The sequence below is a fragment of the Pseudomonas sp. 3A(2025) genome (assembly GCF_054589175.1).
In genome coordinates this window covers 22,573-36,361 of sequence record NZ_BAAILM010000101.1, presented here as the reverse complement: position 1 = coordinate 36,361, position 13,789 = coordinate 22,573, and the positions used below count along the sequence as shown (strand labels likewise).

Sequence of the window (13,789 nt, the reverse complement as noted above, 5' to 3'; positions counted from 1 at the left end):
TTGTTTCAGGCATTCGTCATTACTGAACGCGCTCGCCCAATACCTTGCGGCAATGCACCATCGCGTCGCGGATCATGAAGTTGACCAGGGTCGGTGACACGCCCAGTTCCTTGGCGATGTCTTTTTGTGGAACGCCGTGCAAACGGTAGCTTTCAAAGGCGTAGCGGGTGCGTTTCGGCAGTTCGTTGAGGGCGGCGTCGACGATCATCAAGGTCTCATGATCGAGGTTCTGGCTTTCTGGAGTAGACCCTTGAACGGCAACGTTCAGACCTTCTTCCTCAGTGCCGGAGTACTTCTGTTCCATCGCCTGTTTGCGGTAGTGGTCAATGGCGAGGTTGCGGACAATACGAAATACATAACTGATCTGTGCTCTGAGCGGCAGCGTCACCTTGGGGGTGTTGGCCAGTCTCAAAAATGCATCCTGCACCACATCTTCAGCTCGACTGTGGCAGCCCGTAATCCGGGCAGCGGTCTTGATCAGGGTATTACGGTTATCCAGTAAGGCTTCCAGAAGCGACGGTGTCGAAGTTTCTTGAGCGGGCTTTACGGATCCATATTCCTGCATGATTTTGCCTATGCGACGAAAGTGATAAAGAGGTCGATTTCCCTACGGCGGTGACAAGGTAGTGCTGGCGCAACAACGTGTCAAATGATAATCATTATTTTTTAGGATATTAGCTTAGTGCTATTTCAGTGCTATTACAGAGCCATTACGCTTTGTTTTGGTGCACTCATGCCGTTACAAATCACTAATTTTTTCTGTTCGATACCCGTCTTCACCTCCATGTAAACGCGGTCGTCTCCCAGTCACAGAGTCTGGTGCAGAGCGCCGTGCCCCACGCATGGATTGAGGACTGGTACAGCGATGGCAAACTTCTTCGAGCGCCCGACATCTCTGGCTCACGCATTGATGCGCCACGCCGCGACACGTGGCGATGACCCTGCCTTGCGCTTTCTCGATGGCCAAAGCGAAGAGGGCCTGGTGCTCACCTATCGCCAGCTCGATGCCCGGGCGCAAGTCATCGCCAGCGAACTGGCCCGGCAATTCAAGCCCGGTGACCGCGCACTGTTGCTGCTGCCCAGCGGCCCTGACTACGTGGCGGCGTTCTTCGCCTGCCTGTACGCCGGGGTCATTGCGGTGCCGGCCTACCCGCCGGAATCGACCCGCTCGCAGCACCTGGAGCGCCTGCTGTCGATCGTCGCCGATGCCCAGCCGAGCGTGATTCTCACCGCTGCGCAGTTGCTGTCGGCACTACGCGAAACCGGGGCGCAGCATGGGGCGCGCATGCCGCAATTGCTGGCGGTCGATGAGCTGAACGCTGACGTGGCAGGCCCATGGACCACCCATGCGCCACTGGCCGAAGACATCGCGTTCCTGCAGTACACCTCCGGCTCCACCTCGACGCCCAAGGGCGTGCAGGTCAGCAATGCCAACCTGGAAGCCAACTCGTTCCTGATCCGCCAGGGCTACGCCATCGACGCGCAGGACGTGATCGTCAGCTGGCTGCCGCTGTACCACGACATGGGCCTGATCGGCGGTTTACTGCAAGGTATCTACAGCGGCGTCGGCGTGGTGCTGATGTCGCCGCAGTATTTCCTTGAGCGCCCGTTGCGCTGGCTGGACGCGATCAGCCGCTTTGGCGGCACCATCAGCGGCGGCCCGGATTTCGCCTACCGCCTGTGCTTCGAGCGTATCAACGACAGCAAGCTGGCCGGGCTGGATCTGCGCCACTGGCGCGTGGCGTTTTCCGGCGCCGAGCCGATTCGTCAGGACAGCCTGCACGACTTTGCCGGGCGCTTTGCCGCCTGTGGCTTCGAGGCGAAAAACTACCTGGCCAGCTATGGCCTGGCCGAGGCCACGCTGTTCGTTACTGGCAGCCGGCCGGGGCAGGGCATCGACAGCCTGCAACTGGACGCCGAGGCGCTGGGCGCCCATCGCGCCGTGCCTGGGCAGGGCAGCACGCTGGCCAGTTGCGGCTGGCCGCAGCCGGAGCACCCGGTGCTGATCCTCGACGTCGCCACGGGCGCGGTGTTGGGCGAAGGTCAGGTCGGCGAAATTTGCAGCAGCGGCCCGAGCATCGCCCGTGGCTACTGGCGCAACCCAGAGGCGAGCGCCAAGGCCTTCTTCGAACGTGACGGCGGCCACTGGCTGCGCACCGGCGACCTGGGTTTCATCCAGGACGGCCAGTTGTACGTCAGCGGGCGGATCAAGGACATGCTGATCGTGCGTGGCCAGAATCTTTATCCACAGGACATCGAACGCACCGTCGAAAGCCAGATCGAGGCCGTACGCAAGGGCCGTGTGTCGGTGTTTGCTGTGCAGCATGACGGCGTCGAATCGTTTGGCATCGCCGCCGAAGTCGGGCGCCGTGCGCAACACCAGCAATCGCCCGAACAACTGATCGAGCAAATTCGCCAGGCGGTCGCCGAAGTGCACCGTGAAACCCCGGCGCTGGTCGCGTTGCTGGAGCCGGGCAGCCTGCCCAAGACGTCCAGCGGCAAACTGCAACGCTCGGCCTGCGCTGCGCAGCTCAAGGACGGCACCTTGCAAGCGGTCACCCTGTGGTGTCAGGGCGAGCCAACGGCCGCTGCCCAGACGGTCAATGCCCAGACAGTGGCACAGCGCATTCATCGCGCCTGGTGCGAGTCCCTCAAGGTCGAGACCCTGAGTGCTGACGCCAGCTTCTTTGGCCAGGGCGGCAACTCGATCCAGGCGATCCAGATGGTCGCCGAACTGCGCGACGAACTGGGCCTGGACGTGCAACTGCGCACCCTCTACGAGGCCCCGACCCTGGCGCAATTCACCGCCGCCGTCGAAGGCCGCAGCGCTCAGTCCACCGGCATTGCACGCCTGCCTCGCGACGGCGCGCTGGCGCAGTCGGCGGCGCAGAATCGCCTGTGGTTCCTCTGGCAGCTGCAACCAGACAGCGTTGCCTACAACATCCCCGGCGGCCTGCGCCTGCGCGGCGAGCTGGACGTGCCGGCGGTGCAGCGCGCCTTCAGCACCCTGATCGAACGCCACGAAGCCCTGCGCACACGCTTCTTGCAGCAGGACGGCATCGGCCTGCAACGCATCCTCGGCAGCAGCGACTGGTCGCTGCTGCGCGAAGACCTCAGCGAACTGCCAGCGGCCGAGCGTGAAGCCCGCGCCCGCACGATTCAGGAAGCCGAAGCGCACAGCCGTTTCGATCTGGAGCAAGGCCCGCTGTTTCGGGTGAAGCTGGTCAGCCTCGACGAGGACGATCACCTGCTGCTGGTGACCCTGCAACACATCGTCGCCGACGGCTGGTCGCTGGGCATTCTGCTCGACGAGTTCGCCCGCCTGTATGCCGCTTACAGTCAGGGCCAGAACCTGACGCTGGAACCGCTGGCTGTCCAGTACGCCGACTATGCCAACTGGCAGCGCGACAGCGTCGATGCTGGCGAACAGCAGCGTCAGCTCGACTACTGGCGCGAGGCCCTGGAAGGCGAGCGCGAGCCGCTGGCCCTGCCGCTGGACCGCCCGCGCAGCGCCACGCCATCGGCCGCCGAGCGCCTGAGCCTGCGCCTGGACAAGGCGCTGGGCGAGCGTATCCACGGCCTGGCGCGCAGCCGTCAGGTCAGTACCTTCAGCCTGTTGCTCGCCGCGTTCCAGACCCTGTTGCAGCGCTACACCGGCCAGAACGACATCCGCGTCGGCGTGCCCAACGCCAACCGCCCGCTGCTCGAAACCCAGGGCCTGATCGGCTTCTTCATCAACACCCAGGTGCTGCGTTCGCAGCTGGATTCGCGCCAGGATTTCCATAGCTTGCTGACGGCGGTCAGTACCCGCGTGCAAGCGGCCCAGGCCAATCAAACCATCGACTACGAACAGGTCAGTGCGGCTTTGGGCGATGCGGCCGGTTTCGAGGTGATGTTCAACCACCTGCAACGCAACACCGATGCGCTCAAGCGCCTGCCCGGCCTGCTCGCCGAAGAGTTGCCATGGCACAGCCGCGAGGCCAAGTGCGACCTGCAACTGCACAGCGAAGAAGACCCGCAAGGGCGCATTCGCCTGTCGTTCGACTACGCCGTCGAGCTGTTTGACGCCGCGACCATCAAGCGCTTTGCCGGGCACTTTGTCAGCCTGCTGGAGCAGGTCTGTGCACACCCCGATCAGGCGCTGGGCGACCTGCCGTTGCTGAGTGAACAAGAATCCCGGCAACTGCACAGCTGGGGCAGCAACCCGCAGCCACAGCCGGGCTGGCAACTGGCGCAGCGTCTGTCGCTGCAAGCGGCCAGCACGCCAGGGCAAACCGCGCTGACCTTCGCCGGCCAGTCGTTGAGCTACACCGAACTCGAGCGCCAGGCCAACCATCTGGCGCTGCGCCTGCAAGCGCAAGGTGTCGGCCCGGAAGTGCGCGTCGGCGTGCTGGCCGAGCGTTCGCTGGAGCTGATGGTCGCGGTGGTTGCCATCATCAAGGCCGGTGGCGTTTATGTGCCGCTCGACCCGGATTACCCGCGAGAGCGTTTGCAGTACATGCTCGCCGACAGCGCCATTGCCTTGCTGCTGGGTCAGCAGCAGGTGCTGGACGCTTTCGAGGTGCCGCACACGGTCACGACCCTGGCGCTGGACGCAGTCGCCAACGGCCCGGGCGCCGACAGCGCGCCGGCCATCGACGTACACCCGCACAACCTTGCCTATGTGATCTACACCTCTGGCTCCACGGGCCTGCCCAAGGCGGTCGGCAACAGCTACGGCGCACTGGTCGAGCGGCTGGGCTGGATGCAGCGCGAATACGCGGTCGGCCCACGCGATGTGCTGCTGCAAAAGGCGCCGCTGAGCTTCGACGTTTCGCTGTGGGAATGCTTCCTGCCGCTGATCTCCGGCAGCCAGTTGGTGCTGGCCGCCAATGGCGAACACCGCGACCCGCGCCGGCTGGTCGAGCTGGTCAGCGAACACGGCGTGACCCTGCTGCACTTCGTGCCGCCGTTACTGCAACTGTTCATCGACGAACCCCAGGTTGCGCAGTGCAGCAGCCTGCGTCACCTGTTCTCTGGTGGCGAGGCGCTGCCGGCCGAACTGTGCCGGCGCATTCAGCAGCGCCTGCCGCAGGTCGCCTTGCACAACCGCTATGGCCCGACCGAAAGCGCGATCAACGTCACCCACTGGGCCTGCGTCGGTGAGCCCGGCGCGCGGGTGCCGATCGGCCGGCCATTGAGCAACGTGGTCACCGAAATCCGCGAGGCCGACTGGCAACTGGCGCCGGTCGGTGCGCGGGGCGAACTGCTGCTGGGCGGCAACGCCCTGGCGCGTGGCTATCTGGGCCAGCCGGCGCTGACCGCCAGCCGCTTCTTGCCGGCCGCAGACGGCGCTCGCGTATACCGCAGCGGCGACCTGGCGCGCTGGCGTGGCGACGGCGCGCTGGACTACCTCGGCCGCCTGGACGAGCAGGTCAAATTGCGCGGCGTGCGCATCGAGCTGGACGAAATTCGCAGCGAAATCCTCGCGCAGCCCGGCGTGCGCCAGGCCGTGGTGATTCTCGGCGAAGGCGCCGGTGGCGGGCAGTTGCTGGCGTACCTGGTGGCCGACGGCGATGAGTCGCCGGTGGACCTGAGCGAACGCATTCGTAGCGCGCTGCGCGCCGCCTTGCCCGAGCCGATGATCCCGGCGCACGTGCTGCGCCTGGCGGAACTGCCGCTGACACCCAGCGGCAAACTCGACCGCCGCGCCTTGCCACAACCGGAGGCGGCGCTGCGTGAGTACCGTGCGCCGCGCAATGATCTGGAGCGCGGCCTGGCGGCGATCTGGCGCGAGATGCTTGAGCTGGAACAGGTTGGCCTTGACGACGACTTCTTCGAACTGGGCGGGCATTCGTTGCTGGCCACGCGCATTGTCTCGCGTGCGCGGCAGGCATTCGGCGTCGAGCTGCCGCTGCGCAGCCTGTTCGAGTCGCGCACCTTGCTTGCATTCGCCGCCTGGGTGGCGCGTGCGCAGGCCAACGGTCTGGTCGATAACCAGGGCGTTATCGCGCTGATCGACCGCAACCAGCGCGTGCCGCTGTCGTATTCGCAGCAGCGCATGTGGTTCCTCTGGCAACTGGACCCGGACAGCCCGGCGTACAACGTCGGCGGCATGGCGCGCTTGCGCGGTGCCCTGGATGTGCCGGCCTTCGAGCGGGCCTTGCAGGCGTTGATCGAGCGCCACGAAAGCCTGCGCACCACCTTTCCGAGCGACAACGGCAAGCCCTGGCAGCGGGTCGCCGAACAGTCCGATGTGCAGATGACGCAACTGGACATCAGCGCGCAACCCGAGGCCGAGCGTCAGGCAAGCATCGAACGTCTGGCCGATGAACAGGCGCATGCGCCGTTCGATCTGGAGCGCGGCCCACTCTTGCGCGTCTGCCTGGTGCAAAGCGCCGAGCAGGACTATCACCTGCTGATCACCCTGCACCACATCGTCACCGAAGGCTGGGCGATGGACATTTTCGCCCGCGAACTGTCGGCGTTGTATGGCGCCTTCGTCGAAGGCCGCGAGTCGCCGCTGGCGCCGTTGCCGGTGCAATACCTGGATTACAGCGCCTGGCATCGCCAGTGGCTCGAAGCCGGCGAAATGCAGCGCCAGCGCGATTACTGGCTGGCGCAACTGGGCGGCGAGCAACCGCTGCTGACCCTGCCCACCGACCGTCCACGCCCGGCCGTTCAAAGCCATCGCGGCGAGCTGCATCGCTTCGATCTGGACGAGGTGCTGGCGCGTCGGGTCAGCCGCTTCAACAGCGAGCGCGGCCTGACCCTGTTCATGACCATGACCGCTGCACTCAGCGTCTTGTTGTACCGCTACGGCGGCCAGGACGACCTGCGCATCGGCGTGCCGCTGGCCAACCGCATTCGCCCGGAAAGCGAAGGGCTGATCGGCGCCTTCCTCAACACCCAGGTGCTGCGTATTCAGCCGCATGGGCAGATGCGCGTCAGCGAACTGCTCGACCACGTGCGTCAGGTGGCCATCGACGGCCAGTCGCATCAGGACATTCCGTTCGACCATCTGGTCGAGGCCCTGCACCCGCAACGCAGCGCGGCGTTCAACCCGCTGTTCCAGGTGATGTGCAACGTGCAGCGCTGGGAGTTCCAGCAGCAGCGCGCCCTGGCCGGCGGCGTGCAGGTCGATTATCTGGTCAACGATGCCCGCGCCACCAAGTTCGACCTCAACCTGGAAGTCACCGACTTCGACGCACAACTGCGTTGCTGCCTGACCTACAGCACCGACCTGTTCGACGCCGAGCGCATCGAAGCCATGGCCGGCCACTGGCAACAACTGCTGCGCGGCATGCTCGACGCACCGGACACGCGCCTGAGTGAACTGCCGCTGCTGACCACGTCTGAACGCCAGGCCTTGCTCGACAGCGGCCGAGGCCCGGCGCTGAACGAAGAAACCCCGCTCAGCGTGGCGGCGCTGTTCCAGCGCCAGGTCCAGGCCACGCCGTATGGCCATGCGCTGACCTGCGCCGGCGAGACGCTGACCTATGCCGAGCTCAATGCGCGGGCCAACCGCCTGGCGCATCAACTGATCGAGCTGGGCGTCGGCCCCGAGGTGCGCGTGGGCCTGGCCCTGCGCCGTTCGCTGGACATGGTGGTCGGCCTGCTGGCGGTGCTCAAGGCCGGTGGCGCCTATGTGCCGCTGGACCCGGAATACCCGCAACAGCGCCTGCGCTACATGATCGAAGACAGCAACATCAGCGTGTTGCTCGGCCATGACATCCTGTTCGAACAACTCGCGCCGCTGCCGGCCACTGTCTATGCCTGGAGCCTGGAACAGGACCTGCCGGCGCTGGCGGCTTACCCGAGCAGCGACCCTGCATCGCGCAGCCTGCCCGAACATCTGGCTTACCTGATCTACACCTCCGGCTCCACCGGCCTGCCCAAGGGCGTGGCCGTGGAGCAAGGTCCGCTAGCCATGCACTGCCAGGCCGTGGGCGAACTGTTCGGCACCAACCCTGCCGACTGCGAGCTGCATTTCTATTCGATCAACTTCGATGCGGCCACCGAGCGTTTGCTGGTGCCGCTGCTGTTCGGCGCCGAAGTGGTGCTGCGCGAGCAAGGCCAGTGGGATGCCGAGTCGATCTGCGGCTTGATCCGCAGGCACAACATCAACGTGCTCGGTTTTACTCCCAGCTACGGCGGGCAACTGGCGCAGTGGCTGCGCAGCCATGATGAACAGTTACCGGTGCGCCTGATCATCACCGGCGGCGAAGCGCTGACCCCGGAGCACCTGCACACCCTGCGCGACACCTTCAGCCCGCAGACCGTGTTCAATGCCTACGGCCCGACCGAAACCGTGGTCATGCCGACTGCCTGTGCCGCCCCCGACGTGCTGCCGGAAGGGCTGGGTAGCGTACCGATCGGCCGCGTGGTCGGCGCCCGCAGCCTGTATGTGCTCGACGCCGATCTGGCGCTGGTGCCGGCCGGTGCCAGCGGCGAACTGTATGTCGGCGGCTACGGCCTGGCGCGTGGTTATCTGGGCCGCGCCGGCCTCAGCGCCGAGCGCTTTGTCGCCGATCCGTTTGGTGATGCAGGCGGTCGCCTGTACCGCACCGGCGACCTGGTGCGCCAGGGCCGCGACGGCCAGCTGGAATACCTCGGGCGTATCGACCAACAGGTCAAGGTGCGTGGTTTCCGTATCGAACTGGGCGAAATCGAAGCCAGCCTGCTGGCCCACGAAGACGTGCGTGAAGCCGTGGTGCTGGCCCTCGACGGCCCGTCCGGCAAACAGCTGGTCGGCTATCTGCTGGCTGAATCGCAACAGCCCGCCGATCAACTGATTGCGCAGCTCAAAGCACAACTGCTGGTCGCGCTGCCGGAACACATGGTGCCCGCGCACCTGATGGTGCTGGAGCGTTTCCCGCTGACCGCCAACGGCAAGCTCGACCGCCGCGCCTTGCCGCAGCCGGACCTGGCTGCCGCACAGAACGACTACCAGGCGCCGCGCAACCCGGTCGAGCAGAGCCTGGCCGAAGTCTGGCAATCGGTCCTCGGCGTGCCGCGCATCGGCATCGACGATAACTTCTTCTCGCTGGGCGGCGACTCGATTCTGTCGATTCAGGTGGTCAGCCGTGCGCGGCAGGCCGGGGTGCATTTCAGTGCCAAGGACCTGTTCCTGCACCAGACCGTGCGCACCCTCGCGGCGGCGGCCAAGCAGAGCCAGCGCCTGAGCATCGATCAAGGTCCGGTGCTGGGTGAGACGGCTCTGACGCCGATTCAGCACTGGTTCTTCGAGACGCCGCACACCCATCCGCAACACTGGAACCAGTCGTTGCTGCTGCAAAGCGCTCAACCGCTGCAAGCGGTGTTGCTGGAGCAGGCGCTGCAAGCCCTGGTGGCGCATCACGACGCCCTGCGCCTGCGCTTTGCGCCTGATGCACACGCCGAATACCCGGCGCATGACGCCACTCAGGCACTGCTCTGGGTGCGCCTGGCCGACAACGCCGAACAACGCCTGGCGGTGTTCGAGCAGGCCCAGCAAAGCCTCGACCTGCAACACGGCCCGCTGCTGCGCGCAGTGCTGGTGCCCGGCGCCCCCGAGCGTCTGCTGCTGGCCATCCATCACCTGGCGGTGGACGGCGTGTCCTGGCGGGTGCTGCTCGAAGACCTGCAAACGGTTTATCGCCAACTGGAACACGGTCAAACCATCAGCCTGCCGGCCAAGACCAGCTCGCTGCGCGACTGGGCCGGACGCTTGCACGCCTATGCCGGCAGCGAGTCGCTGCGCGAAGAACTGGGCTGGTGGCAGGCGCAGTTGCAAGGGGGGGCGAGTGAGCTGCCACGTGATTTCAGCGGCGAGCCGAATCTGGAGCGCGATGCACGCCGGGTCAGCCTGACGCTGGACGCCGACACCACCCGCCAATTGCTCAACCACGCGCCGCAAGCCTATCGCGCACGGGTCGACGACCTGCTGCTCACCGCGCTGGCGCGTACCCTGTGCGCCTGGACCGGGCAGGCTTCGGCCCTGGTGCAGCTTGAGGGCCATGGCCGCGAAGAGCTGTTCGACGACATCGACCTGAGCCGCACTGTCGGCTGGTTCACCAGCGCCTACCCGCTGCGCCTGACGCCCGCCGGTGGTCCCGGCGCCAGCCTCAAGGCGATCAAGGAACACCTGCGCGGCGTGCCGCACAAGGGCCTGGGTCATGGCGTGCTCAGCTATCTGGCCGACGCGCACAGTCGTCGCGCCATGGCCGCCTTGCCCCAGGCGCGGATCACCTTCAACTACCTGGGCCAGTTCGACCAGGGCTTTGCCGACGACGCGCTGTTGCGTCCGCTGGACGAGGCGGGCGGTGCGCAACATGCGCCGGATGCCGCGCTGCCGAACTGGCTGAGCGTCGACGGCCAGGTGTACGGCGGCGAGCTGACCCTGCGCTGGACCTTCAGCGACAAGCTGTTCCGCCCTGAAACCATCGAGCGTCTGGCGGCCAGTTATCAGACCGAACTGCGCGCGTTGATCGCCCATTGTGTGGCGCCCGAAGCCGGCGGCATCACGCCGTCGGACTTCCCGCTGGCGCACCTGAGCCAGCCGCAACTGGATGCCTTGCCGCTGCCGTTCAACACCATCGACGACATCTTCCCGCTAACCCCGATGCAGGAAGGCATGCTGCTGCACACCCTGCTGGAAGCCGGTACCGGCATCTACTTCATGCAGGACCGCTACAGCATCGACAGCGTGCTCGACGTGCCACGCTTCGAGCGTGCCTGGCGCCTGGTCGTCGCTCGCCACGAAGCGCTGCGCGCCTCGTTCGCCTGGAATACCGGCGAGCAGATGCTGCAGATCATTCATCGCGGCGACGGTGACGGCGTCGAGTTCCTCGACTGGAGCGCGCTGCCCGCCGACGGCCATGAAGAGCGTCTGCAAAACCTGCTCGAAAGCGAGCGCCTGGCCGGCTTCAACCTGCTGGAAACACCGCCGCTGCGCCTGCGCCTGATTCGTCTGGCCAGCGATCGGCACTGGTTCATCATGAGCAACCACCACATCCTCATCGATGCCTGGTGCCGTTCGATCATGATGGGCGATTTCTTCGCCTTCTATCAGGCCCTTGGCGAAGGCCGCGAGGCCAGCCTGAGCGCGCCGCCGCGCTATCGCGAGTTCATTTCGTGGCTGCATCATCAGGGCTTGGAGCAATCCAGCACGTACTGGCGCCAGGCGCTGAGCGGCTTCGAACGCCCGACGCTGATCCCCAGCGACCGGCCGATCCTGCACGACAACGGCGGCATGATCGTCGGCGATGCCTACAGCCGCCTGCTGCCGGAGCAAGGCCTGCGTTTGAAGGAGCTGGCGCAAGCGCACCAGTTGACCGTCAACACCTTTGCCCAGGCCGCCTGGTCGCTGGTGCTGCGTCGCTACAGTGGTGAGCGCGACGTCTTGTTCGGCGTCACCGTGGCCGGTCGCCCGGCGAGCCTGCCGCAGATGCAGCACTGCGTCGGCCTGTTCATCAACAGCATCCCGCTGCGCGTGCCGATGCCGGCCGCCGGCGAGCGCCTGAGCGTGCGCCAGTGGTTGCAGCAACTGTTCGAGCGCAACCTGGAACTGCGCGAGCACGAGCATCTGCCGCTGGTGAGCATTCAGGAATGCAGCGAACTGCCCAAGGGCCAGCCGCTGTTCGACAGCCTGTTCGTGTTCGAAAACGCCCCGGTCGACGCCACCGTGCTGCAAGGTGCCGAAGGCCTCAATGCGCGCTCCGGCTCTGGCCGGACGCACACCAACTACCCGCTGACCGTGGTCTGCTACCCCGGCGACGACCTGGGCCTGCACCTGTCCTACGACCAGCGCTTCTTCGACGCACCGACCATCGAGCGCCTGCTCGGCGATTTCCAGCGCCTGCTGCTGGCCCTGGCCGACGGCTTTGAACGGGACTTCGCGGCACTGGCACTGGTGGACGATGACGAGCGTCGCTTCCTGATCGAGGACTGCAACCGCAGCGACCGCGACTACCCGCTGCAACAGGGTTATGTGCCACTGTTCGAAGCCCGCGTGGCTGCGCACCCCGAGCGCATCGCGGCTGCCTGTATGGGTGAGGAGTGGAGCTACACGGAGCTGGATCGCCGCGCCAATCGTCTGGGTCATGCGTTGCTGGCGGCCGGGGTGCAGCCCGACCAGCCCGTGGCGCTTCTCGCTGAACGCAGCTTGCCGCTGCTGGGCATGATGGTCGGCACCCTCAAGGCCGGCGCCGGCTATTTGCCGCTGGACCCTGCGCACCCGCAACAGCGCCTGGCGCAAATCGTCGACACCAGTGCCGCGCAGGTGCTGGTGTGCAGCGCCGCCTGCCGCCAGCAAGCCGAAGAGCTGCTTGAAGAACTGGGCTGCGCCGCTGGCCGCCCACAGTTGCTGGTCTGGGACACGATTCAGGACGGCGCAGGCAATGAATCGGCACTCAACATCGCCGTCAGCGGCCAGCACCTGGCGTACGTGATCTACACCTCCGGCTCCACCGGCGTGCCCAAGGGCGTGGCGGTTCATCAGGCGGGCATGCTCAATAACCAGCTGAGCAAGGTGCCGTACTTCAACCTCGACGAACACTCGGTAATCGCCCAGACCGCCTCGCAAAGCTTCGACATCTCGGTGTGGCAGTTCCTCGCCGCCGCGCTGTGCGGCGCGCGGGTCGAGATCGTCCCGGACCTGATCGCCCATGACCCGGCCGCCTTGCTGCACCATGTACAGGACACCGGCATCAGCGTGCTCGAAAGCGTACCGTCGCTGATCCAGAGCCTGCTCGCCGAGCCGCCGGCCACGCTCGATCACCTGCGCTGGCTGCTGCCGACCGGCGAAGCCATGCCACCGGCACTGGCGCAACAGTGGTTGCAACGTTACCCGAGGGTCACGCTGGTCAACGCCTACGGGCCTGCCGAGTGTTCCGACGACGTGGCGCTGTTCCCCGTTGACGAGGCGTCCACCTCCGGCAGCTACCTGCCGATCGGTACCCCAACCGACAACAACCGCCTGTACCTGCTCGACGATGAACTGCAACCGGTGGCGACCCTGGCGCATGGCGAGCTGTTCATTGCCGGCACCGGGGTGGGCCGCGGCTACCTCAACGACCCGCTGCGCACCGCTACCAGCTACCTGCCTGACCCGTTCGGCGCACCGGGCGAACGCCTGTACCGCAGCGGCGACCTGGCCCGCCGTCGCGACGATGGCGTGCTGGAGTACGTCGGCCGCGTCGACCATCAGGTGAAGATTCGTGGCTACCGCATCGAGCTGGGTGAAATCGAAGCGCGGCTGCGCCAGTGGCCGGATGTACACGACGCCGCCGTGGCCGCGCAACACACCGCCACCGGCCAGTACCTGGTCGGCTATGTGGTCGGCAAAAACACCACGCCGGACGTCGACGCACTGAAAACGCATCTGGCGCAGAGCCTGCCCGAGTACATGGTGCCGCGTCACTGGCAGGTGCTCGACAAACTGCCGCTCAACCCTAACGGCAAGCTCGACCGCAAGGCCCTGCCAGCCCTGGAGTTCAGCGCCAGCGAACACTATCAGGCGCCGGGCTCCGAGCTTGAAATCACCCTGGCGCGGATCTGGAGCGAAGTGCTCGGCGTCGAGCGGGTCGGCGTCACCGACAACTTCTTCGACCTGGGCGGCCACTCGCTGCTGGCCACCCAGATCGCCTCGCGGGTCCAGCAGGCCCTGCAACGCAGCGTCCCGCTGCGGGCGATGTTCGAGTGCAGCACCGTGCAGGAACTGGCGCAGCACATCGAAACCCTCGACGGTGCCGCGCTGACCGAGCAGAAAGTCAGCGCCATCGACGACCTGATGGCTCGTCTGGAGGCGCTGTGACGATGGTCTTCAACA

2 protein-coding genes are annotated in these 13,789 nt (G+C 65.9%); one reads left to right on the top strand and one right to left on the bottom strand.

From position 1 onward, the window contains the following. Positions 1-19: 19 nt before the first annotated feature. Positions 20-565 (bottom strand): RNA polymerase factor sigma-70, encoded by a 546-nt coding sequence (locus tag ACYP2A_RS26070; RefSeq protein ID WP_459748818.1) that lies wholly within the window; start codon positions 563-565, stop codon positions 20-22. A 300-nt stretch (positions 566-865) separates the two neighbouring features. Here ACYP2A_RS26070 and ACYP2A_RS26065 point away from each other — a divergent pair, with 300 nt between their 5' ends. Beyond that, positions 866-13,774 (top strand): non-ribosomal peptide synthase/polyketide synthase, encoded by a 12,909-nt coding sequence (locus ACYP2A_RS26065; protein WP_459748817.1) that lies wholly within the window; start codon positions 866-868, stop codon positions 13,772-13,774. Positions 13,775-13,789: the final 15 nt, after the last annotated feature.